Origin of the sequence: Stieleria marina, from assembly GCA_007741555.1 — a bacterium.
Taxonomy (GTDB): domain Bacteria; phylum Planctomycetota; class Planctomycetia; order Pirellulales; family Pirellulaceae; genus K23-9.
In genome coordinates this window covers 3,744,892-3,769,767 of the sequence record CP036526.1, presented here as the reverse complement: position 1 = coordinate 3,769,767, position 24,876 = coordinate 3,744,892, and the positions used below count along the sequence as shown (strand labels likewise).

The following is a 24,876-nucleotide window of genomic DNA, read 5'->3' as shown; positions in this document are numbered from 1 at the left end:
CGTCGATCGATTTTATCAGCGAATCTGCCATCAAGAAAGGCATTCACGAGTTCGATCCGCGAGCTGCTTGCAGCGAAAACCACTCCCCCCCAACGCGGTAGGCTGCTTCCATCGCTGTCACAATTCCCTAGCAGGCCCCGGATGCGCGTCGCACGATCGAGGCTCTGCTTGATGAAGGACGTCCTAACCCGCCCCACGCTGTCGTCGTCGGCGCAAACAAGTCGCCGGGTTGCGAGAGGATCTAATTCGTTACGCTTAGGAAGCGACGAATGTGATCCGCAATCTGGGCACCGTCCTCTTCGAGAGCAAAATGGCCGGTGTCCAACAAATGCAGCTCGGTATGCTCCAGGTCGCGTCGGTAGGGATATGCTCCGTCGGCAGGGAATATCTGATCATTTTTTCCCCACACGATCAGCGTCCGCGGTTGGTGTTTGCGAAAGTAAGCTTGCCAATCGGGATACAACGGAGGATTGCTTCCGTAGTCGTACAGCATTTGCAGCTGAATCGATCCGTTGCCAGCACGGTCCAATCGACTCTGAACGTGGTCCCACGCGTCGGGGCTGATCGTTTTGACGTCGCGGACACCGTTGGTGTATTGCCATTTCGTTGCATCCAGGGTGACTAAAAATGCGAGAGCGCTTTCGACGGCAAGGTTATCGTTGTTGTGCGCCTTTTTGACATTGATCCAAAACGGATTGTCCAATCCCTTGTTGACCGCTTTGCGATCTTTCCAGTACTCCTTGATCGGTTCCCAAAAATCGTTGTCGATCCCTTCGTCGTAAGCGTTTCCATTTTGGATAATCAACGATTCGATACGCTCAGGGTGTTTTGTGGCTAGCCGGAAACCAATCGGAGCACCGTAGTCCATCAAGTACAGGCTGTACTTCTTGAGCCCCACTTTCTCGGTAAACTTCTCAACCACACCAGCAAGATTGTCGAACGTGTAATCGTACTCATCCACCGATGGCATCGAACTGTTTCCATAGCCAGGGTAGTCGGGAGCGACAACGTGAAATTTGTCGGCCAGCAAGGGGATCAGGTCGCGGAACATATGCGACGACGTCGGAAAGCCATGCAGCAACAGAATGGTGGGAGCATTTTTTGCCCCCGCTTCGCGGTAAAAAATGTCCAGGCCTTCGATTTCGATTGTGCGGTGATAGACCGGCACATGCGTCTTGCTGGGATTCTGCGTCAGACCATTTGCAAACGCCGCGGTCGGTACTATGGCCGCGACTACGATTGTCGCGGCGAAGGTGGTTAGAGTTTTCATTTTCGTTCTTTGGGTTGGGATGGGTCAGCTGAGAACTGTTGGAAAGAAGGGTTTCAGAATCGGCATTCGAAACGAACGCCTGTCAGTCAGAGCGTGACTGGCGAAACTTGACGATCACGCTTGGCATGATGAGCATGCGGAGTCAGCGACGGGTTCAAGAGATTCAGCAGCAGGAAAATCAACTTCCACTTCTGAAACATGATTGAAATAGTTGGTGAACAAGTTCAGCGCAGTGTTGGCAACAATTTCGGCAATCTCCCCATCGCTTACGCCGGCAGCTTTTAGCACAGAGAGATCGGCGTCAGAAACGCGACCGCGTTTCGTGACCACCTTAGAAGCGAACTTCAAAATTGCGTCGGACTTGGGATCGTCCGCTGCAGCATGTCGAGCGTCGCGAATCTGATCCGCACTCAGTCCGACCGATTTGCCGATCGCGGAGTGAGCTCCAAGGCAGTAATCACATAAGTTCTCTTGAGCGACCGTTAGCGAAATCCGCTCTCGGGTCTTGGTGCTCAAATCGCCATCAGCCAGTGCACCACTGAACTGCAAATACGCCCCCAAAACGGACGGGGAATTTGCCATCGCTCGCATCATGTTGGGTGTCACTCCCAACTTGACTTTAATGCCATCCAGAAGTTCTTTGGCGCGGCCAGTGGCGGTAGAAGGATCGACGGTTTCGATGCGTGACATAATCAGGCTCCAGTAACTTGGGTTGGTGAAAGTTTCTCTCAACAAGCAATCTTGTTGATCGGAGCAGCTCTATGCACCAACCGTGCCAAAGCTCCCAGCAATCCCCTAACTACTTTCTGTTAAAGGCCTTACGCGAATCGATCGAAGAATCCGCGCGTCACGACATTTCGTGCTGCACGAGAACCCGTGCTGCAACCCCGAGTTTTCGTGTTCGGTTATCCTGAAAGAGATTTGACTCGACTGGACAGCCATTGCGCGCTTGGCAATCACTTCATCGAGATGCCAAGACTCTTCATTCGAGAAGCCAGAGTGGTCGGCTTCATCTGCATCAATTCCGCTGCGCCGCCGGCTCCGTAGACTTTGCCACCTGACTGGTTAAGCGCACGGCGAATGTTCTGTGCTTCCAGAGCTTTCAGTTCCGCAGCTGTCAGAATTTCGGCGTTGTCCGAACCGAGTGGAACTTGGACCTCTGGTGCGTTTGCAGTCGATGCAGACGGCAACTCAAAATGCAAACGATTCGATCGAGCAAGAATGAAGGCTCTCTCCAGAACGTGTTGTAGTTCGCGGATGTTGCCGGGCCAATCGTGGGCTTGCAGTTCTTTGACGTTTGCCAATGTCAATTTCGGCAGGGGTTTTCCCAGTCGTCGCGCCAAATGAGAAAGCAGGTGTTTTGCTAATAGCGGAATGTCGTCTCTGCGTTTGGAGAGCGGCGGCAATTCGATGGGGAAAACGCTCAGTCGGTAATAAAGATCGGCGCGGAATCGCCCCGCATCGCTTTCTGCTTTCAGATCACGATTGGTCGCCGCGATGATCCGCACGTCTACCTTGCGTGTCGCTTGTTCACCCACACGAACAAGTTCACCTTCTTGCAAAACTCTTAGCAACTTGCTTTGAAGATCAAGTGGTATCTCGCCAATTTCATCCAGGAATAAAGTGCCACCGTCGGCTAGCTCAAATCGCCCGATGCGATCTTGGACCGCTCCCGTAAAACTGCCTTTGCTGTGCCCAAAGAACTCGCTGTCGTAAAGCTCTCGTGGGATCGCGGCACAGTTAACTTTGATCAAGGGTTTGTCACTGCGATTCGAACGTCGATGCACTTCACGAGCGACAAGCTCTTTGCCGGTGCCGCTTTCGCCGGTCACCAAAATCGTGGAGTTGGTGGGAGCCACTAAGTCGATCTGTTCGCCCACTTTTCGAATCGCGGAACTGTCTCCAATGATGTCACCAAACGCTTTCTGTTGGCGCACTTCGTCCTGCAGGTAATCGTTCTCCAATTCCAGACGACGTTTAAGTGTTTCGATTTGCTCCCATGCCGTCGCGTTTGCCAATGCGCCCGCTGCGTGATCAGCGATCATACGCAGCCACTGAGTGCAGTCGTCACCCATCGTTGTGCGTGCAAAAATCGACAGAACGCCAAGCACCTGGCCTTGGTGAACGAGCGGCTGACCGGCGAAGCTGCGGATCCCCTCGGCCTTGGCCCACTCGGGGCGGACCAGCCAATCCGGTTCGCCTTCGATACTAGGAACCTCCATTGCCTGCCCTGTCGCAGCGATGCGTCCGACTTTGCGAACCCCGATTGGAAACCGCCGAAAATTCCCGTCCAAACGGGACAGATCGTCACCGGGATCGGCCAAAGACGTTCCTGCACTAGCGACCAAATGCAGGCAGTTGGTTCGATCGGGGCACTCCGACTGTCGCGGACAGGTCCCGCAGCCTTCGCCCGGCTTGATCAGCCAAATCCTTGCCAGCGCGACGGCGGGCGAATCTGCCATCGTCGCCACGATTAGCGACAGCACCTCGGAAAGCTGCCGACAGCGTGCCATCTCCAGCAACAGTTTGCGTGGATCAGCGATCAGCGGAATTTGATTTTCGATCATTCGCTCATCGTAGCGATATCTCGTCGCACGCGAACGACATGCGGAGAAAAATTGACGTCCTCCCGCAGCTTCTTGGTCACCTTGGCTGACGATCATTGCCAAGTCACTGTTTGCATCCCGATCAACGTATGACCAAATCGCTAAGGGCGGGTGCGGCCAGCTGCTTCGGCTTTCTCAAAATCGGCGGCCAACCTCGTTACCACTTCGGGATGCCTATCGGCCAAGTCAGTCAACTCGCCAGGGTCATTGGAAAGATCGTAGAGCTCATGCCCTTGCTCTTGGTCAGCGCCGTAGCGAAGGATCAGTTTCCATTTTCGATTGCAGACCGCAACAGCACTGTCTTTTCCGTTCCCCAGAATGAACACCGTTTCACGTCCGGCAATCCGCTCTTTCTTGCCCAGCAACACAGGCAGCAAACTGAACGAATCTTCGGCGACATCTTTCGGCAGTTCGTGATGGACGACTTCGGCGGCAGTCGCAAACAGATCAGTCAGACTTGTCGTGCAATCGGATGATGTCTCGGCCGCGATTCGATTTGGCCATCGAGCAATGAAGGGCACGCGGTGACCTCCCTCGTATGCATAGCCTTTGCCATCACGCCAGGGACCGTTGGTCACATGCCCAAGTTTCATCGCGTCTGCTTTGGCGGTCTTAAACTTCTTGCGAATGTCACCAGAATCGTCGGCCAAATTCAACCGAACTCCTTGCGTGCCCCTGAAATCCTTAGGCGTCGAACCATTGTCGCTTGTAAATATCACGAGCGTGTCGTCCGACAATCCGAGTTCATCGATCGTACTGAGAATGGTTCCGACGTGCGAATCAAGTTCCTGCACATGATCGCCGTACAGACCTGCCTTGCTGGAACCACGCAGAGCGGAAGTCGGTGTGACATGGGTGTGCGGAGCACAGGGCGTGAAGTACAGAAAAAAAGGTTGCTCCACATTGCGACGAATGAATCCCACAGCTTTGTCCGTCAAAGTGCTGTCGACTTGATCCTCGATGCGCGGTCGTGCCAGCCCCTCGGGAAAGTCACGGCCTTTGACGATGCGATACTTTTTGCCTGGTTCGCGGCCCACCAAGTCGTGATTCTCGATGAAGGCTCTGGTCGAATCGTTGTGATTTTGCGGAACGCCAAAGTGGTAATCAAATCCGACTTCCAGCGGTCCTGTGATAGGTAAGGTGTTCCAGTCCTTGCTGTAGCCCAGATGCCATTTTCCAACGGCCGCGGATCGATAGCCACATTCCTTTAGAAACGCCGCCATTGTCATTTGGCCAGGCCGAAGGCGGAATCCGTTGCCCTTCTTGTGCAATCGCCAAGGAGACCGCCCCGTTAGCAAACCGTAGCGTGAGGGCGAACACAGCGAAGCCGCCGAATGAGCATCCGTGAATCTCATTCCTTCCCTTGCGAGTCGATCGATGTTGGGAGTTGAGATTTTTGTCGCTCCGTAGCAACTTACATCGCCGTAGCCAAGGTCGTCGGCAAAGATGACGACGATGTTTGGTGGCGAGTTCACCGATCGTTCGGCCGCCACATCGCTTGCAAAAAGTAAAAGAGCTAACAGCGTCAGGGGATACTTCATCGCGTCTATTCTTTCCTAATTAATAAATATTCGTTCAACGACAGACTACGGTTCCGCGACGATCGGGCCGAACAGCTATTTTGGTCCTGGATCGCTGCGTACGTGCGATTCAACTTGGGCATGTACAGTCCCAACATTGTATTTGGTTTCCACGCGGCTCGCCCACCAAATCGATGCCCTCAAACCTTTTGGGCGAGGACGCGTCGCTACCAACTGCCGCAGTGATCATCGGCGTTAGGCGAGTTGCCAGGTCGTTCGTGATGCAACAGACTAATGGAACCAGTCGAGTGACTGATACGTTTACGAACCAAGGGATCCATCGCCGATGAATGTGCCACGTCCAGCATTGTTTTTGCTCGTCCTTCTCTCTACACAGCTCGGGAACTCCTATGCTGCCGACCGGCCCAACATCCTGTTTCTGTTCTCGGACGACCACGCAGTCAAATCAATTTCGGCGTACGGCGGGTCCCTTGCAAAGGTCGCTCCGACTCCCAACATCGATCGCATTGCCCACGAAGGCGCGGTGTTCCGCAATTCGTTTTGTGCCAATTCAATCTGCGGGCCTTCGCGGGCAACGATTCTGACGGGCAAGCACAGTCACGCAAACGGCTTCATGCGCAACGGTAACAGTTTCGATGCCAAGCAATGGACCGTTGCCAAAGAACTCAAGGCAAGCGGATACACCACGGCCGTGATCGGAAAGTGGCACTTAAAATCCGATCCCGTTGGATTCGATCACTGGGAAATCCTGCCTGGCCAAGGAAGCTACTACAACCCCGATTTTTTGCAGATGGATGGTCAGCGGAAACGGTTCGATGGTTACGCGACGGACCTCACCACTGACAAAGCCGTCGCTTGGTTGGAATCACGCGACGCCGACAAACCGTTCTTTCTCATGTGTCAACACAAAGCGCCGCATCGAACATTTTCACCCGCGCTGCGACACCTTGGCGATTTCGATGATGTCGATATTCCCGAGCCGGACACACTGTTTGACGATTACTCCAATCGGTCCGATCTGCTCGCAAAAAACGAAATGGAGATCGATCGTCATTTTGACTGGGCCTACGACGTCAAGATCCGCAAAGACGAACGGGGCGACGTCAAACTCCCCGCGCCGGATCGCTATGGCACTCCCGAGTACAACCGCATGAATGCGGATCAACGCAAAGACTGGGACGCCCACTTCGGCCCCAAGAACAAAGAGTTTCTGGCGGACTTCAGAGCGGGAAAACTCAAGCACCGCGACGTCGTTCGTTGGAAATACCGTCGCTACATGCGAAATTATCTCAGTACGGTCAAAGCCGTCGATGAGAGCGTCGGCCGTATGCTGAAGTACGTGGACGACCATGGTTTGGCGGACAACACCATCGTGATCTACTCGTCCGACCAGGGTTTCTTTTTGGGCGAACACGGTTGGTACGACAAACGTTGGATGTTCGAAGAATCGTTTCGCATGCCGTTTATCATCCGCTGGCCTGGTGTCATCGATGCTGGCTCGCAACCACGCGAACTGATTCAGAACATTGACTACGCACCGACGTTTCTGGAGGCAGCTCAGGTAGAAATCCCTTCGGCAGTTCAAGGCCGATCCCTGGTTCCCTTGCTAACGGGCAATACGAACGATTGGCGAGAATCACTCTACTACGCCTACTACGAACTAGGCGAACACGCCGTGCCACAGCACTTTGGCGTCCGTACCGACCGGCACAAATTGATCTACTTTCCGCAAGCCGACCAATGGAATCTGTTCGACTTAAAAACGGACCCGCAAGAGATGCAAAGTGTTCATGCGGACCCGGTCTACGAGGATACCCGCGCAGCATTAACCGCCGAGTACCATCGACTGCGAAAAATGTACGACGCTCCCGATTACGAAAAACTCTAGCGAGTCGTCTTATCCCTTCGTGTGATGACCACTTCTCAATTCGGAACGACTGATGATGCATTTGCCAATGACTCTGCGCGGTACTTGGTTGTCCGTGCCCCTTCTGCTTTGCGTTCTCACAGCTTGGCCAGCGATGGCCGATGAAACTGCTCGCCCCAACGTGCTGTTTATTTCCGTAGACGATCTCAACGACTGGGTCGGCTGTCTCCAAGGGCATCCCCAGGCACGGACTCCCAATATCGACCGACTGGCCGACAGCGGTGTCCTGTTCACCAATGCGCACTGTTCGTCGCCATCTTGCAATCCTTCGCGCACAGCCGTGATGACGGGAATCCCCTGCTATCGATCGGGACTGTATGACAATCGGCAACGCATGAGAAACATACTGCCCACTGCCGAATTGATCCCTCGCTATTTTTCTCGCCACGGGTACTGGTCAGCGGGATCGGGAAAGATCCTTCACTACTTTATCGATGGGGATTCGTGGGACCAATATTTCCCGAAACGGTTTACCGAGAATCCGTTTCCACGCACGCTCTATCCGGAGAAACGGCCCGTCAGTTTGCCGCGCGGCGGAAAATGGCAATACATCGAAACCGATTGGGGCGGGCTGGACGTCAGCGACGAGGAATTCGGCGGCGACTGGTTGGTGTCAGACTGGATCGGAAAACAACTTCGCAAACAACACGACCAGCCGTTCTTTCTGGCTTGCGGAATCTACCGTCCACACGAACCATGGTTTGTCCCGCAGAAGTACTTTGATTTGTTCCCGTTGGACGAAATCCAATTGCCACCCGGTTATCGCGCCAACGACTTGGATGATCTTCCCTCCGCCGGCAAAGCACTTGGACCGAATCGCTATTTCAAACACATCCAAGAACAGGGGCAATGGAAGCAGGGTATTCAAGGCTATCTGGCGTCGATTGCGTTTGCCGATGCAATGGTCGGTCGAGTTCTGAATTCGCTGGAGCAGGGCCCGAACAGCGACAACACGATCGTGATGTTGTGGAGCGACCACGGATGGCATCTTGGCGAAAAACAACACTGGCAAAAGTACACCGCGTGGCGTTCGTGCAGCCGTGTGCCCCTGGTCGTGAAAGTGCCCAGCGGAACGACCGGACTTCCCGCGGGAACTCAGCCCGGCCAGCGCTGCGACGAACCGGTTAGCTTGGCCAGCCTCTATTCTACTTTGACCGAGCTCGCCGGCCTGCCAGCCAAGGACGGTTCGACCGAGCCAAGTTTGGTGCCGCTGCTCGATGATCCGCAAGCCAAGTGGGACCATGCCGCGGTGACACACCTGCAAACACCAAACAACTACGGCATCAGCGGAAAACGATTTCGCTATATCCACTACGACAACGGCAACGAAGAACTGTACGACATCCAAGCTGATCCGTACGAATGGACGAACCTCGCCGAGGACGCGAAGTACACTCAGCAAAAAGAAGCGTTGCGAAAACACGCCCCAAAATCGTTCGCCCAATTCATTCCAGCTGACGTGGGCAAACTCCCGCAGCTGAAATGGCGGACCGATTTAGAGTCGCGTCCGCTGGCGGCGCCAACCGGCAAGTCGTTCGACATCTTCTTCAATAACAAGAGCGGGCAACCCGTCGAAATCGTGCGCATCGACGCCGATGCAAGTGAACACTCCTATGGAATCCTTGAATCTGGTTGGTTCAAACCTTACAAGACAAGTCGTGGCCACGTATGGCTAGTAAAGACCAGCGACGCACAGCCGCTTGGTTACTTCGTCGTTGGCAGCGACCTCGCCCAAGCGATCATTCCGTAGTACGAAGTTCGCAATTGCATTGCTCGCTTGGTTTTGTCGTCCCAGCAACGAACACCGCGCATCATTTGATTGGCCAGTCATCGGTGCGAAACGAGGATGCCGGCAGCCCTTCTCGATTGGACAAGTTGGGCGTGTCGCCGCTTCCCCACGCATATCGAACCGCAACCGGTTTTCCAATCGATTCGCTGCTAACAACGATCGTGTTTCCATCGATTATCGCCTTCGCGGGAACGAATCTGCGGTCCGCTGCTGCGATCGTAAAATGGCTTAGAGCCAAGTCGTCACGCGTTGCCAACCCGCCGCCAATGTCCGTGAAATGCAGCCGAATGGTTGCTCCTTCGATTTCATCTCGCTGAAACAAAGGTCCGGAATCTACAATGTCGTTGCGTCCGTAATCGCGTGCCAAAGCCATTTGAGCAAGCCGATCGCCCACTGGCTTTTTCTGTCTGGGGTGAATGTTGGTCGGGTTGCCGATATCCATCGTCACGACCATGCCAGTGTTCGGCTGTGACAAAGTCATCATCTGAGCCTCCCGTAGAAACGCTGCGCTGACGGGCTCCTGCTTATACGCAAAGGGTGCGATCTGCACGAAGTAAAACGGAAAGTCTCCCGCTCCCCAACGATTTCGCCAATCGTCAATCATTGCGGGAAACAATGTTCGATATTGCTCAGGTTCCTTCACATTCGACTCTCCCTGGTACCAAACGACGCCGCGTAACGAAAACGGAATCAGCGGCCGTATCATGCTGTTGTACAAAACACTTGGGTTCCGCTGATTCAATCCTTTAGGTGGTTTGTTGGTTCGGCCGAACGAAACGCCAGCTTGATCCGCTGTTTTTGCATTGATCTCGAATGACTCATTGAATTCCGGAAACTGGTTCTTCAAAACTTCGGGACTCACCCAAGCCTCCGCGGACGATCCTCCCCAACTGGTCGAGATCAATCCGATCGGCACATCAAGCTCTTGATGCAATCGCGATCCAAAGAAGTAGCCGACCGCGCTGAATGCCAATACGGACCGCGGACTGCACGTGGTCCACTTTGCCTGAACATCATCGCGTCCTTTGAGTGCAATGACTTGCGGCACGTCGCAAAATCGGATCTGTGGATGCTTCGCTTTGGCAACGTCCTCGGCAAAATGCTCTAGCCCAAAACCACGCATCTTCCACTGCATGTTGGACTGTCCCGAACAGATCCAGACTTCGCCCACCAGCACGTCTTTGAGTTCAACCGTTTCGTTGCCGTTGCTCACGCGAACCTGAAACGGCCCGCCTGCTCGAGGAGTCTTGACTTTGGTTTGCCATTTCCCATCGGTTCCCGCCGTGACTTGAGACGTTTCATTCGACCACGACGGAGTCACCGATACCGTTGAACCAGCGTTGGTCCAGCCCCAAATCGCTGCGTCGGATTGTTGTTGAAAAACCATGCCGTCGCCAAACATTCTGGACAGCCGCAGCGCCGTTGCTTGCCGTTGCTGCACTGCCAATTCATCTGCCGCTAGCACATTGCCAAGAATCAGCCACAGGGGCAAAACACCACAGATAAAACGCATCATCGTAAAAGACCAATCCAACTCTGGAAAACAAAAGAACGAACGGCGACCAACACCATGCAAAGTTGACCGAGCAGCCACATCAGAATTTCCGCAGAAACGCACTCAGTCAGCGACGTGGGCGCCTGCAAGTCCACAGCTACAATGTGACTTGCCCATTCTCCGTGAAGATTCGATCGACGAACCCCGAAACCCGCCATGCATTTTCAGTCGTTCGCACATCCTACCATCTTGATCGTCATTCTGGCCGTATCATCCAGTCCCTGGACGGCAGCCGATGAGAGCAATTCGATTCCGACTAAAACTTCGTTGCCGATTACTGTCCCGGTAGCTGACCATGTCGACTGGAAAACCACTTTGGCCCAACAGGACATGATCTGGGACCAGTTGCCGCGAAATTGGAAAGAAGCACCGTTTCTGGGCAATGGCGAACAGGGCACCATGATGTACCAGATCGACAATCGCCGTCTGCGCTGGGACGTGGGTTGTTCGGCCGCTCATGATCATCGCCCTTTTGAACAGGATGACCAAAGTGAAAAGAACGTCGCGACGCTCAATCGCGGACGGCACTTCATCGGTCATCTTGAGATGCAGTTTCCAGCGAAACTGACCGGCGGAACCGCGCGACTTGGACTATGGAACGCGGAAACAACCGGCACACTTGACTCTTTGGCGGGCAACGCCGAATGGACCGCCCTGGTGCACGCAAACGCACCGGTCATGCGGCTTGGTTGCAAAGCAACGGGCCAGCTTAAAGGGATGGTGATGGCGTATGTGCCCCAGCCGGCAACCAATCCTCGGGCGCAGAGAGCAAAAACACCTCGCATTCCCGCCAACCCAGCTCCGGTCCAATCAAAGCTGGCCGATGGTGTTCAAACCGCTGTGCACAATCTGCACGCGGGCGGACAAACCGCCGTGGCTTGGCAACAACGAAACATCGATGGCACCCAGTGGTTGTGGCTGAGTGTGCAACATAGTTTTCCAGACAAAGTTGCAATGGACAAAGCAGTCAGCGCCGTTCGATCGGCGGTGGCCGCTGACCAAGACGTTTGGTTGCAAACGCACCGCGATTGGTGGCACCAGTACTATCACGCTAGTTTCGTGTCGACCGGTGATCCCTACTGGGACGCATTCTATTGGGCGCAGCAATACAAACTCGCATCGGCGACTCGCGGCAAAGGCTGGATACTCGACAATCAAGGACCGTGGTTGCAACCGACAGCGTGGAATTCCATCTGGTGGAACCTAAACGCGCAGCTTTCGCATAGCGGATTTGCAACGGCCAATCGCCGTGACATGGGATCGGCACTCAGCTATCGCTTGGATATCAAACGCGAAAATCTTGCCCGCAACGTCGCTCCGGCCTACCGCGAAGACTCCTATGCAATCGGACGCAATTCTTCCGGCTGGGATTTGTTGGGTCGCGCCGGTCAACCTGGAACCGGGCGACCGCCGATGGATCGATTGATTGGCCGGGAGTGCGGCAATTTGCTGTGGGCACTTCACAACGTTGATCTGGAATACCGTTACTGGCAGGACCAGGAATTGCGCGACCGAGTTCTCTACCCGCTGCTTGTGCGAGCCGTCAATTACTATCGTCATTTCCTTGTCGAACAACCCGATGGTCTCCTGCACTTGCCACAGACATACAGCCCCGAATACCGACTCGCCGAAGACTGTACTTATGACCTGGACTTGCTGCGATGGGGCAGTGGCCGATTGTTGGAACTGGCTGAAGAATCCAGATTGAACCAGGCGGACGAACCTTTGATTTCAGCGTGGCAAGATATTCAAAAGAGACTGGTGCCAAGTCACGTCGACAAAACCGGCCGAATGATCGGACGCAGTTTGCCGCTGAGCGGACCGCATCGTCACTGGTCGCACCTCATGGCGATCTATCCGCTTCGTAATCTCACGCCCGACACTGCCGAGGACCGTGAACTCATCACACGCAGCTTGGATCATTGGCATAGTTTCAAAGCCGGGCTGGCGGGCTACTCCGCCACTGGTGGTGCTTGCATGGCGGCTTTGTTAAGCGACGGTGATCGGGCCTTAGAGTTTTTGGGTCGGCTGAAAAACTTTCTTCACGCCAACACGTTCTATTCCGAAGCAGGCGGGTTGCCGGTCATTGAAACACCACTACACGGTGCCACCGCGATCCAGGAGATGCTGTTGCAAAGCTGGGGTGGACGGCTACGAATCTTTCCGGCGGTACCAGACGATTGGTCCACAGTCCAGTTTCACCAATTGCGCGGCGAAGGTGCTTTTCTCGTGAGCGCCCGCCGTGAACAAGGAAGCACAAAATGGGCGGTCATACAGTCCCAAAGCGGTGGCACCGTCGCCATCGATCCGCAAATGCCTGCCGCGCAGTATTTGACGTCGCCAGACACTACCGTGCAAGTTTCCCAAGACGGTCTCTATCAAGTCAAAACGTTGCCGGGTGGCTGGGTCGCATTTTACCCCCAAGGTGAACCTCTCACCGATTTTACTGTCACTCCCGTGCCACGCCGAGGGAAGCCTTTTCGATTCGGAAAACCAACCGCGAAACAGCCTCACTGAATCCCAGCCCCATCACGATCTCATGTGACCGACAAGAACTTTACGTGGCCGCTAAGTAAACGTCCGCTACGTTTTGACCGTGTAGCGATCCGGCACCCAAAAGATTCGCCAATACGGATGCACCTCAGCGGTTGGTCGCTTGCCAGGCGATTCCAATGGTAATTCTGCTCGACACCAACCCAAGATCCCCTCTTGATAGTTCACCGCATCGATGCCATCGCTGACCAGTTTTCGAGCGTAAAGATAACTGCGTCCACCGACAGTGCAGTAGACAATGACTCGGCGCCCCGCCAAAGAGTCGGCGTCGGCTTCGTACTCAGCCTGAGTGATCGCGCCAGGAATCCTGGAAACCGAATGTTCTGCCGCACTGCGCACGTCAACTAAGACATGGCTGGCACTGTCTCGCATCATCTTCGCGCGGACGTCACTGGTCGCGATCACTTCCACACGACGACGGCCCAACCACCGGCAAATCCATTCAATCACATTGAACCCGACGCCGCAAAAACGAACAATTTGTTCGCCCAGTCGATGATCTAAACGCGACATTGGTTGACGCATCCACCTTCGCAATGAGTATTAGAGATTCGCTATCAACGCCAATCAAACAGCCGCTGACCACAAGACTCTGCATCCGAGAGAGGTCAGCCGTCGATCGATTTTCCGCTACACCTGCCAACGTCTTAGTCTCTGTCGATCCAGCGATGACGACCGTTGTATTCTAATTGAAATTCAACAACGTTAAATGAACTGGCCGACACTTTTGACCGCAACGCGACCATCCCACGGCATTTCGCTTTCTGAAACGGGCTCAACTGTGAGCGGAACGGCGCGAGCCGTCCGGAGCGACGAGAGCAGATGGCTGGCGCCATTCCGCCTAATAAAAGCTTCTACATTTCAAAAGTGATTCGCCCTGCCGCGTTACCCCAACCATTCGCGTTCCTTTTCGATTTGCATTACGATGACCACGCAGCACTTTTGCTGCAAGTGTCGGCCTTTAGTCGACCCTATCATGTCCAGCAATCCTTTGCGTAGAGTTCGATTCATGCTCGGTTCCACGAAGCTATTATGGCTCCTTTCACTTGCCGCCTTAATCACCGTTCCGTCGATGGTCGCCGCAGAAGATGGGTATTGGCCACAGGGAAAAACCTACTGTGTGACACTCACGTATGACGACGGAATCCCAAGTCAGATCGATCACGCATTGCCACAGTTGAAAGCCGCGAAACTGAAGGGAACGTTCTTTTGTCCCGGAGACGTTACCTATCGGTGGTCGCAAGAAGACTTGGATCAAGTTTGCAGCGAAGGACACGAACTGGCCGGACACACGATCAAGCATCCTTGCGCTCGCAAGAACGATTGGGTGAAACCGGGCGATGCTCTGGAAGACTACGACGATGCACGCATGGCAGCAGAACTCGATGACAACCTAGGAAACCTAGTCCGAAATGGCGTCAAGCGAGAAAAGGCTACGTTTGCTTTTCCTTGCGGAGCCACGTACATCGGCGAAGACAATCATAGCTACATCCCGCTGGTGAAAGAGCGATTCTTTGCCGCCAGAACCACCAAATTTGGATTTCATGTCCCCAGCAAAGAGAAAATTGATCTCTTTGCCGTGAAGACTGTAGCAGGCCACGAACGCGACCTGGCGTATCAGCTTTCCCAAGTAACCAACACAAAAGAAAAGCACGGCTGGCTTGTGTTTATGTTTCATGGTGTGGGTGGCGACCACTTGGCAATCAGTGCAAACGACCACAAAGAGATTCTTCGCTTTCTGCAGAAGGACAAATCGGTCTGGGTGGCAACCTTTCAAGAGGCCGCCGCTTGGGTAAAGTCCAAGCAGGATCGCGTGCCTGCAGAAACATCAGCCGCAGCGAGTCAGGAAAAATAGCGTTTCCAAACACGCTTCATTGCGTTGATGACTGCTGGGCAAGACGAGGTGTTGCTGGGATTGTTATCCGAATCGCTCTCAGTCCATTTCGCTGCTGATCGATGCGGGTATTCAACTGGCCGACCAGTTTGTCACAGGCAGAACCCAGCGAGCGATTGAGACTGCTGAGCGACGCAAGTTTCTGTTCCAATTCGTGCAGCCCTTTGGGCGGTTGCATTTCCAATTTCATCTTCCCAAGGATCGGTTGCAGTATTCCGTCGGCCAGTTTTTCCAGGGGCTTCAAGACGATCCCGATGACTTGGCCCGGCTTCTCCAAAATCTGTCGAATAGTGAAACTGACCGACTTTCGAGAGAACGGAATTTTGATCGTCAGCTTCTTGCCGATCGCCTTGTCCAATTTGCCGACCATGTCTTCCGGCGTACGCATTTTGCGATTCATGTCACTCAATGAGTTTCCGACCGTACGAAAACTGGCTGCATGCTGATTCAACGATGGCAACTTGCGTCCGACAAGATCGATCTGTTGGCGGATTTGGCGAACGCCATCAAGCGTCACGGACGTGGCTTGTCGAAGCGATCGAGCAGTTGTCTCCAGTGTTTGGCGAGTAAACCGCGTGCGCTGTGCGACCTGGGCCGCTTGCTCCAGTTGCATCATTTTCTCGTCAATATCACGTTTAAGTCCACGAAGCTTTTGCTCGGCACCGGCCAAAGACTGCTCCAAATCTTTCAGCCGTTTTTGTGTGGGACGAAGCACCTCTTTCTCACAGCGATCCGTCTTCTTTCTGACCGCATGAAGCTTTGCTTGAATGCGTTGCAAATTTCTTGAAAGTGTTCGCACCACAGTGCGTACTTTGGGGACGGATGCGTATGGCTTCAATCGGTCGATCAGTCGGACCAAACGTCCGTCCATCGATTTGATGGCCTTGGTCACTTCGATCGACTGATCCACATTGCGTCGGGCACCGCGTGTGGCTTCGCGAAGTCGTAACGCCATCTGAATCGTTCGATCGCACTCCGTTTTCAAACCCGCCAGATCTTGATAGATCGCGCGGGTCTGAGGCAGGCTGCTAGGAATGCTGGCCGATACAGGTGACGCGAGTAGCGAACAGGTGGCTAGGGCGACAGTCGTGATAAGAATTCGGATCATGGGATCATCTCGGTGGTTGGACGTTCGTTCCAACTGGCTCATGCCAGCTTCGCAAGACCATGTGCGGTTACGGTCCAGATCCCTTAACCAAAACTCAAAATTCAGGGGCCAAACAACTCGGCAGTGCTTATCCTGCCCATATCCCACACCGACGACGCCACGTTTTTCGCACGCTACACACTGCAAAAAGACGCTTTGTTCGCAGCGGATCGGATCATTCAAGAATTCCTCTGGATTTTGTTGAGGCCCCGACGGAGAAAAACCACAGGTGTAGTTACAGGCGATGAACACTTCGCCCGAAAGCTCCCTTTTCTCCGATGGAAACTGATCCGATGATTCACGCCAAACAATTGATCCAACGCGTCGTCCTAATAGTCCTGCCGGCCTTGCTGTTCGCAGCATCTGCTCGTGCTGACATGGCCGCCAACACTGACCCAACACCCAGCCTTTACCAGCGTCTTTGTCAATTGAACCCATATTGGTCGGACGAGACGCCTGACTTTACCGTCATCGCGAACGTTGGCGACTTGGACGACGAAGTGTCTCTGATTCAGAGTCACTTTGCATTGGTAATCCAGCGATTGAAGTCGGCGGACGTCGAACACCTAAGCGAATCACAACGTGAACAGCGGATCGATAAAATTCAGCGGTTGCACGATTACATGACCAACGGCATGTTTCCGAAAAACACCTTCGTTGCCGGACGCCGGCCCGTGTTCATTGATCCGTGGGGAACTCACTGTGCCGTCGGACACCTCATTGCTACGTCCGGCCACCAAGAATTGGCAAACTTGATCAACCATCAGCATCGCCTGGATGTCCTGGCCGATATCAAGACCGAAGGCCTTGTCGAATGGCAAATCGCTTCTGGATTGACGATGAACGAACTGGCACTGATTCAACCTCACTACGCCTTTCGATTGTTCAGTCAAACGATCAAGTATCCATCGGAAATCGAATCACTGATTCTGGGAGACTCCGCCGCCGTCATGCAGGCGTTGAAAACGGGCAAGCTGACAGTGGAGAGTCGCTGCGGTGGAAAAACACTTCTGCACTTTGCCGCTGCCGGCGGAGATTTAGAGTTGGTGAAACACTTGATTGAACAAGGTGCCGATCTGAATGCCGTCTCCACACTTGGCTGCGACGAAACCGCGATCGCTAAAGGCGGAAAGCATGCGGATTTTGAAGTCCGATGGGACGCACCGACGTTGGTCACAAAAGGCCGTTACTCAACCCTCTTGGGACCCGTCTATAAAACCGTCGTCGGGTCGTTCGTTGCCGATGTGCTGCAAGATCTTTACGGCGGAATCGACGGCAAGAATGCACTTGAGTATGCAACGGCAACACCACGGTCACCGAAAAATCGCGTGCCCCTCTACCGTGCGGGTCGCGTCGGATACGGTTTAGGCGATTCGGCCAACGAGCTCTTGGAGTCACTCACGCAAGGCCGCGCCGATGTCGCTCAGTGGCTTCAACAGCAAGGGTTAAAGTAACCGCACGGGGACAACGCAACGCAGATCGTTGCTGGCATCGACACCATTTTGCGTTCTTCTGGCGGACCAGATGATGTCAGCCTGAACAAGCTGCCAACATTCCGATAGGATGATTTGCATTGTGTCCCCAGCCAGCATTTTCCAAGGAATGCGTTGATGTTAGTCGTTCGCGTATCGTTCTGGCTGATCATGATCTCTGCTCTGTTCGCGTCGACTGCCAACGCAGCGACGCCGGTCAAAGTGAAGATCAAGTCTTGGAACGATGCCGATCACGCGATCGAACTGATCTACCGGGGGAAAGTACGCACTCTCCCCTTGGCCGCCGACGCGAGTGTCACCATCAACGGAGACGAAGCGAGTTTGGAACAGCTTCCCGTCGACCGTCATGCAGCAGTGATCTTCGACAAAGCGACTGCTGCAATCACCAGCATTGCGGTGACATCGATCAAGGATAGCCCGACGGCGGTGGCAGCATTGAAACGGTCCGGGGCCGTTATCAAACAAGATGCTCTGGGAAACGTCGTCGAAGTCACTTCCCGCATGGTCAAGGATCGCTCCCAGATGACCGACGCGTGGCTTGCCAGGGTCAACTGGAAAGGACTTCCCTACGTCACAGTCGTGAATCTTAATTTCACCCCCGTCACCGATGGCGGACTTTCTCATCTATCCGACCTAAAGAACCTGAAAGAGTTATCACTGAAGATGACACAGGTGACCGATTCAGGCATTGCGAACCTGCAGAGTTTTCCGGCACTCGAATCGTTGTCTTTTGGCAGTCACGTCGCCAATGGGCTAACGGGAAAATCCGTCCGCCACGCCAGCAAAACCAAGCGATTGGTGCGACTGGACGTTGGCATGATCGCTCTTTCCAATGACGACTTGGCCGAACTCGCCAACCTAACCAACCTGCAAGAACTAAGCCTAAGTGCATGCCAGCTCTCAAACGAAGGCTTGTCATTCCTGCCCAAACTGAAGCAACTACAGTTCTTGGACATCGCCCGAAACGGAGGAAAAATGGCGAACAAGAGCCTCGACTACATCAGCAGCCTTGTCTTGCTAGAGCGTCTTCGACTCAGTGACATTCTCAATATCAATGACGGGGCGATGATTCAAATCAAAGAGTTTAAGGACTTGGATCTGAACGGCACTACGATCACCGATGCGGGATTTGCCCATGTGAAAGCCATGCCGCAACTGAAGAAACTGCAGGTCGGTGGAACGCGTATCACCGATGCCGGAATCGTTTCCATCCAGAGTCTTAGCGAACTACAGATGTTAAACATCAGTGGCACCCGGACCACCAAGGCTGGCCATGACTCCCTCCGATCGCTGCAAAAGCTAAAGACAATCGTGAAGTAGTCGGCCTCCAGATTCAACTTATCTTTCGATCAAACGCGTCGACCGAGCATTTCAGACACGGCGAACAACGCGTTCTCTGCGGTCGATGCGTTTGCTTTGATCCGACTACCCTGCCCTCCCTTGCACCTTTCTGCCATGTTGGCGACAAAGTTGGCCCCAGCAAACCGCTTATGGAAGACTTTTTTTGATATGGATGAAATCGTCTACTACGACCGATACCGCGACGAAACCTGCGTTGAAAAAATCTACGGCGAAAAAGCACTTCGCTGGACTTACGGAACGCTGGGCGGGCGAGTCTCCCTGAACGCCCTTGTGAAGCGTGCGGCGTTTTCGCGTTGGTATGGATGGAAGATGGACCGTCCCAGCACGCGTCAAAAGATCGTGCCATTTATCAAGAACTATGAACTTGACGCGACCGAGTTCGTGCGTGATGTCGAGGACTTCGAAAATTTCAACGAGTTCTTTTTCAGGGAGCTCAAACCAGAAGCCAGGCCGATTGACTCAGACGCGTCCTCGATCGTGTTCCCCGCGGACGGTCGCCATCTTTGTGTTCCCGATCTATCGCGGTGCGAAGGCCTGTTTGTCAAAGGCGAAATGTTCGACTTGGCCACATTGGTGGGCGATACGCAACTGGCAGAGCAATACGCTGAGGGAAGCCTACTTCTTTCGCGATTGTGCCCCGTCGACTACCACCGCTTTCATTTCCCTGCTGCTGGCGTGCCAGGCGCGACACGACTGATCAACGGCCCGCTGTATTCGGTGAACCCAATCGCGCTGCGTCAAAACATTCAGATTTTGGCGACAAACAAACGATGCTTGACCGAGTTGGAAACAGAATCGTTTGGCAAAGTAATTGTCATGGAAATCGGAGCGACTTGCGTGGGAAGCATCTGCCAAACGTACCGCGAAGGAGCATTCGTCGAAAAAGGAGACGAGAAAGGGTACTTTCGTTTTGGAGGCTCCTCCACGATCACCATTTTTGAACCCGGACGCATCAAATTTGATACAGACCTCGTCGAAAACTCACAGCAGCACCGCGAACTGTACGCCAGAGTCGGCGATCACATGGGAGCGTCCATTAACAGGGCCGACACCGCGTCGAAGTGAATTCGGCTCAGCACGTTCACTTGGGATGAACGCATCTCCTTGCCAGAACGCTCGTCCTCAGTCGGTTTTGTCAGCGTTCGAAACAGGCTGACTCGGAATCATTTTCGGGTCGTACTTTGATCCCTTGGCGACCTGGACCAGCGTCATGCGGACTTTGGTGGGAAAGAATTTCTGGTGGTCAGAACGCTTGTGGGCATGCCCCTTGCCGCCGCTATTGTCCTTGATCACGAGATGCATCTCCTTGATGCCTTCGGTCCAGACAATGCCATCGTTTTGCCAGAACTTTGTCATAGCGATGTCTTTCTCGTAGACTCCCGCTTCCTTGTAGACATCGGTACCGATGCAACCGTAGCCTCCATTTTGTCGCTTGTTCGGGATGTAACAGACACTCCAGGTCGTCGGTTCGCCGCCAGCGGATTTATCGATGACTTCCAGTCGAACGTGGACGCTTCCGTTGCGATAGTCGATTGGCGATGTCCAGTCCGTTGGACGTTTGGCGTTCAGCATTTTTCCTTTGAGGTAAACGTGCGACGGACTCGGCTTCGAGTCATCGGCCTCCGCTTTGGTAATCGTAAATGTGGTGTCGAAAAGCACGAACTGCTCGGCGACACATTCCGACGCACTCAACACGAGTACGGCAATCGAAAGGGTGATTGAAAAAAGTGTTTTCATATTGTCCGGTATCTCTAAAACTGATTGAACGTACGATAGCTCTCCTGGCTCAATGACGATGTTATCAGCTGCCGAATCATAAACCTAGAAACATCCTGTTTCCGGTGCACGCGGACTTTGCTTTTGATCTCCGCTGCGTTCGCCGTCCAACCCGGCGTCAGGCGGTGAAACCGTCGAATTTAGGCGGAACAATTCTAAGGCAGCAAATTGTGCTCGCTTTAGTGGTGATCAATTTCCTCAAATGTCACATTGCCAATGCGATATTTCTTCCAGTCGCCAAAATCAAAGTGCCACCACTCAAATTCGTAGATCGTGAAGCCTTCGGCCTCCATCGTTCTACGAAGTAGATCACGGTACCAGCGTTGACGTGATGTTCCACCTGGGTACATCGGAAACGACCTTGGTGAAAATTCGTCGTAGCCAGCGACCATCTGAATGGGCTCTCCGGTCTTCAGGTCATAAAGCGTCAAATCGACCGCACATCCTCGGTTGTGACGCGAACCGTTCGCTGGGTTTGCAACAAAGTCCTTCAAGTCACCCGGCGTGGCGTCCCAAAACATTTTCGTCACATGCCATGGTCGATACGCATCGTTAATCAGCAGGCCGAGCCCTCGACTCCGAACCCGGGCGTTCGCTCGCACCACAGCTTCGGCAGCTGGATGTTGCATGAACGCTTTGGGCTGCTTGTAAAAGACGGCTCCTGTAAAGTTGTTGGTTGTCGCGTAGCGAATGTCCAGCTTGATGGTTGGATCAAGTTGGACCAATTCCGTCAGATTCGCCTCACGAAAGTCGCCTTGTTCAACTGGCGGATTCGCTGCCAAAGCCTTTGCACGAAGTTCGTCGATTGGTTTGACAGGTTTGATCTTGAATGTCTCGCCGTCTTTTGTGCCGACCTCGCGCCGTTTGAATACCACTTCGGCAGCGTTAACTTCGGTCGCTCGACCATCCGGCGTGCGGGTGAACTTCAGACCCTCGCCGTGATACAAACCGTAGTTGGGAAACTCAAAGACATTCTCACTGACTTCCTTGAGCGGATAGCGATAGAACCACTCGATCAAGGCGTACAGCTTTCCGTTGTCTTCTAAAATGTACAGCGTGTTGTGGTCCCAACCGTACTCACCAATCAATCCGCGCCAGCGCTTGGGGATTTCTTGGGGAGGTATATTTGGAAGTCGCTCAAACGTCAGGTCACCGACCCGCAGACGGTCTTCGCCTTCGCGTTTGACTTCGGTGTCCGCGCCGATGACATCGTCGGTGATGATGGAACCATCATCCGCCGCGGCACGCAAATCGTGCCGAAACGAACCACGCTCCATCATCACTCTGCCATTGAGCTGGGAAATCTGTGTGAAACGGTTTTCCTCTGCATCCCCATCAACCTCTCGGTAGGTGCCGAGCAGATTGGAAATTCGGTCTGCAGGAATCGCGATTGTACTGCGGTATTCGGGCAACGCTTTGCCGTCTTGTGTCGCAAGCATCAATCGCAATGCGTAGTTCGTCAGCCGACTGACCACACCATTGGACGCGTCCAGCGAAGAAGCCGCTGCGACACCCAATTTGCGCTGCGGCAGTGCTCCCAGTTGGGTAGAAAAACCGTAGACCGCGCCACCGTGCCCAACTTTGGTATGGCCGTCCAAACTTGAAATGCGGAATCCCAAACCGTATCCCACCGATTTTCCATTCTTGTCTTTGCGGGGTGAGATCATCTCCGTTAGCGAATCGGGCTGTAGAATCCGCCCGCTTTCAGTGCGGCCATCGTTGAACAGACACGACAAGAATTTCGACAAGTCAATCACGTTTGAATACAAATTCCCTGCGGGCCCGGTCCCCAAAAGAAAGCTAGGTGCTTCGGACCGTCGGTCGTCATAGGTCCACATCCAACCAGTGGCAATTTTCGGTGCGATTTCTGGTGTCGCAACAAAGCTGCTGTTGGTCATCCCAAGCGGTTCGAAGATCGACTGCCTCACGCGTTGCGGGTGCGTAACGTCCAGCTGATTCTCCAAGACTGAACCAACGACAGCGATCGCCGCATTGGAGTACTTTGTTTTTGTATCCGGCTCGTACACCAATTTGGTTTGATTCAGGCTCGCGACCGTTTCAGTCAGCGAAGGCTCGTCGGGATCAAAGTAATTCCCAACCGGTGATTCGCGTACCAATCCGCTGCGATGCGTCATCATTTGCCGCAGTGTTTGCTTCACACCGAATGGATTGTTCGGTTGAAAGCCGGGAAGATATTTTTGGATCGGCGCGTCCAGATCAAGCTTGCCTTCTTCTGCGAGCTGCACCACGGCGATGTCGGTAAACAGTTTCGAGATGGACCCAACTCGATAAACCGTACCCGCCGTCGCAGGAGTTTTCTTCTCAGCATCTTGAAAGCCGAACCCGTCAGCCCACACCGTCTTGTTTCGATCAACCATCGAGATTGAAAAAGCCGGCAAATCTTTCTCGGCGACTTCATAACGCACCGCCGCTTTCAGTTTTTCGATGGCGGGTGCGTAGTCGTAAGTGGGTGGATCGACGACATCCGCGATCGCGACCGCAGTTTCCATCAACTTCAAACGCTGTAGGTTGCTCATCAGTGCAACACACGTGCCGGTGTCCGGGTACAGCAACAGCGTCGTGGATGTGCCAGACTGCGCTCCGCCATGCCAGACAGCTCTGCGGCCCGATTTTTCGCCGACGCTCCATCCCAATCCGTAGCTTGTTGGTTTGTTGTCAGAGGTGCGCTGCCGAGTCCACATCGTTTGCAGCGTCGATTGCTTCAAAAGCTTTCGTTGGTTCAACGCGGTTGCAAAGCGAACCAAGTCCGAAGCAGTTGACAGCAGCCCACCACCGGGAATCTTCATGCTCGTATCATGCAGTTTCGAGTTGTAGAGTTTGCCGAGTACCCAATTGTGGTCGTCTGGCAAAGTCGTCAGCAACGATTCCGTGGCTCGAATGTAGCCGCTGGCCCGATTGGGAATCACGACGTAAGTATCGTCAACGACTGTGTGCACCATTCCAGCCGGTCCCAACACGCGTTTCTGCAGCAGGTGGGGGAAACTCTCTTCTGCGGCTCCTTCGCTCACTGAACCCAGTAAGTTGTAGCCAAACGATGAATAGCGATACTTAGATCCTGGCTTGTGGATCAAGCGATCATTGGCAAAGGTTTTCAACGCGGACTGAAGACTGAAGAAGTGTTCTGTCGACGACGCTTCTGCAGACGACTTGTAGTGGCGAATTCCGCCGAGATGTCCCAGCAACTGTCGGCTGGTTACGACCCAGCGTTTCTTTCCAAAATGGGGGACGTAGGTGCGAACATCTTCGTCCAGATTCAGTTTGCCTTCTTCCATTAACGACAAGACGACAGCCGCAGCCATCGGCTTGGCAATCGACGCCGTGCGATACAACGTTTGATCCGTTGCCGGAACCGAGTTTTCCACATCGGCCAACCCGAACCCCTTGGAGTAAACCAGTTGATTCTGTTTTGCGACGGCGACCGATATCCCCGGAACGCCTTCACCACGCATCAGGCGATCGACCAAGGAATCGATTTGCTCATCCGTTTGATGTCCGAGCGCAGGGGATGTTTGACCATAAAGTTCAACGGGAACTAGCCCAGCAAACAGAATAGTGACAAGCAGGATTCGGAATGCTCTCATGACTCGCTCTCTTCGCTGTGCTTGTTTGTAAGTTGAACGCCGCTTCCAAAACCCATCTCCTAAACGGATTCGGCCATTGTCAACGACAACCCCCGTTGCGATGTCTTCGGAAATAAGAGCGGCTCCATCAAGATCCGCGTAATCGAGTAACGGCAACAGTTGTGCGGCCCCGGCAATGCCAACGGAACTATCGACCATACAGCCTACCATTGTCTTCAATCCCAATTTGCGCGCTTGCCGCAGCATTCTTAACGCTGGTGTCAGTCCACCGCACTTGCAAAGTCTGATATTGATGCCGTGGAAAAGCCCGGCGCACCTTGCGACGTCCGATTCGATCAGACAACTTTCATCGGCGATAATG

At 53.7% G+C, this 24,876-nt stretch carries 17 protein-coding genes; 7 read left to right on the top strand and 10 right to left on the bottom strand.

What is annotated here, in order from left to right:
* Positions 1 to 241: 241 nt before the first annotated feature.
* The 4 genes from K239x_RS13425 to K239x_RS13410 form a co-directional block, all read right to left on the bottom strand.
* Positions 242 to 1,270, bottom strand: a complete 1,029-nt coding sequence (locus K239x_RS13425) for an alpha/beta fold hydrolase (protein WP_145418563.1) — start codon at positions 1,268 to 1,270, stop codon at positions 242 to 244.
* A gap of 114 nt (positions 1,271 to 1,384) precedes the next feature.
* Positions 1,385 to 1,960, bottom strand: a complete 576-nt coding sequence (locus K239x_RS13420; protein ID WP_145418562.1) for a carboxymuconolactone decarboxylase family protein — start codon at positions 1,958 to 1,960, stop codon at positions 1,385 to 1,387.
* 266 nt (positions 1,961 to 2,226) lie between these two features.
* On the bottom strand, positions 2,227 to 3,837 hold the full coding sequence (locus K239x_RS13415; RefSeq protein ID WP_145418561.1) for a sigma-54-dependent Fis family transcriptional regulator: 1,611 nt from the start codon (positions 3,835 to 3,837) through the stop codon (positions 2,227 to 2,229).
* A gap of 140 nt (positions 3,838 to 3,977) precedes the next feature.
* Positions 3,978 to 5,417 carry a sulfatase family protein gene (locus K239x_RS13410; protein ID WP_145418560.1) on the bottom strand — a complete coding sequence of 480 codons (1,440 nt, stop codon included), beginning with the start codon at positions 5,415 to 5,417 and terminating at the stop codon, positions 3,978 to 3,980.
* A gap of 325 nt (positions 5,418 to 5,742) precedes the next feature.
* Between K239x_RS13410 and K239x_RS13405 the strand changes: the two genes are divergently transcribed.
* Both K239x_RS13405 and K239x_RS13400 read left to right on the top strand, forming a co-directional pair.
* A complete protein-coding gene (locus K239x_RS13405) occupies positions 5,743 to 7,305 on the top strand; it encodes a sulfatase family protein (RefSeq protein ID WP_145418559.1) in 1,563 nt (520 codons plus the stop codon).
* A 52-nt stretch (positions 7,306 to 7,357) separates the two neighbouring features.
* Positions 7,358 to 9,094, top strand: a complete 1,737-nt coding sequence (locus K239x_RS13400) for a sulfatase-like hydrolase/transferase (RefSeq protein WP_419190017.1) — start codon at positions 7,358 to 7,360, stop codon at positions 9,092 to 9,094.
* 61 nt (positions 9,095 to 9,155) lie between these two features.
* Here the strand turns inward: K239x_RS13400 and K239x_RS13395 are convergent, their stop codons facing one another.
* On the bottom strand, positions 9,156 to 10,649 hold the full coding sequence (locus K239x_RS13395) for a sialate O-acetylesterase (RefSeq protein WP_145418558.1): 1,494 nt from the start codon (positions 10,647 to 10,649) through the stop codon (positions 9,156 to 9,158).
* Between the two features lie 195 nt (positions 10,650 to 10,844).
* On the opposite strand from K239x_RS13395, the gene K239x_RS13390 reads away from it, so the two are divergent.
* Positions 10,845 to 13,205, top strand: a complete 2,361-nt coding sequence (locus tag K239x_RS13390) for a glycosyl hydrolase family 95 catalytic domain-containing protein (RefSeq protein WP_145418557.1) — start codon at positions 10,845 to 10,847, stop codon at positions 13,203 to 13,205.
* Positions 13,206 to 13,271: 66 nt separating this feature from the next.
* Here K239x_RS13390 and K239x_RS13385 read toward each other — a convergent pair whose 3' ends face one another.
* Together K239x_RS13385 and K239x_RS28620 are read right to left on the bottom strand one after the other, a co-directional pair.
* Entirely contained in the window at positions 13,272 to 13,754 is a 483-nt protein-coding gene (locus tag K239x_RS13385; RefSeq protein ID WP_419190016.1) for a rhodanese-like domain-containing protein, read from the bottom strand.
* 372 nt (positions 13,755 to 14,126) lie between these two features.
* The gene (locus tag K239x_RS28620) at positions 14,127 to 14,252 is read right to left on the bottom strand and encodes a hypothetical protein (RefSeq protein ID WP_419190015.1); all 126 of its coding nucleotides are present in this window, start codon (positions 14,250 to 14,252) and stop codon (positions 14,127 to 14,129) included.
* On the opposite strand from K239x_RS28620, the gene K239x_RS13380 reads away from it, so the two are divergent.
* A complete protein-coding gene (locus K239x_RS13380; protein WP_145418555.1) occupies positions 14,251 to 15,096 on the top strand; it encodes a polysaccharide deacetylase family protein in 846 nt (281 codons plus the stop codon). The two genes, K239x_RS28620 and K239x_RS13380, sit on opposite strands and share 2 nt — an antisense overlap.
* Before the next feature lie 16 nt (positions 15,097 to 15,112).
* Here the strand turns inward: K239x_RS13380 and K239x_RS13375 are convergent, their stop codons facing one another.
* Positions 15,113 to 16,243 carry a hypothetical protein gene (locus K239x_RS13375; RefSeq protein WP_145418554.1) on the bottom strand — a complete coding sequence of 377 codons (1,131 nt, stop codon included), beginning with the start codon at positions 16,241 to 16,243 and terminating at the stop codon, positions 15,113 to 15,115.
* Positions 16,244 to 16,575: 332 nt separating this feature from the next.
* Between K239x_RS13375 and K239x_RS13370 the strand changes: the two genes are divergently transcribed.
* The 3 genes from K239x_RS13370 to asd all read left to right on the top strand — a co-directional run bounded on the left by K239x_RS13370 (position 16,576) and on the right by asd (position 20,202).
* Entirely contained in the window at positions 16,576 to 17,736 is a 1,161-nt protein-coding gene (locus K239x_RS13370; protein WP_145418553.1) for an ankyrin repeat domain-containing protein, read from the top strand.
* Positions 17,737 to 17,892: 156 nt separating this feature from the next.
* The gene (locus tag K239x_RS13365) at positions 17,893 to 19,095 is read left to right on the top strand and encodes a leucine-rich repeat domain-containing protein (protein WP_145418552.1); all 1,203 of its coding nucleotides are present in this window, start codon (positions 17,893 to 17,895) and stop codon (positions 19,093 to 19,095) included.
* A 189-nt stretch (positions 19,096 to 19,284) separates the two neighbouring features.
* On the top strand, positions 19,285 to 20,202 hold the full coding sequence (asd, locus tag K239x_RS13360; RefSeq protein ID WP_145418551.1) for an archaetidylserine decarboxylase: 918 nt from the start codon (positions 19,285 to 19,287) through the stop codon (positions 20,200 to 20,202).
* Positions 20,203 to 20,259: 57 nt separating this feature from the next.
* On the opposite strand, the gene K239x_RS13355 is transcribed toward asd, so the two are convergent.
* On the bottom strand, positions 20,260 to 20,874 hold the full coding sequence (locus K239x_RS13355) for a hypothetical protein (RefSeq protein WP_145418550.1): 615 nt from the start codon (positions 20,872 to 20,874) through the stop codon (positions 20,260 to 20,262).
* A 218-nt stretch (positions 20,875 to 21,092) separates the two neighbouring features.
* Positions 21,093 to 24,872, bottom strand: coding sequence for a serine hydrolase (locus tag K239x_RS28615; RefSeq protein WP_473163592.1), 3,780 nt, complete (start codon positions 24,870 to 24,872; stop codon positions 21,093 to 21,095).
* Positions 24,873 to 24,876 lie beyond the last annotated feature (4 nt).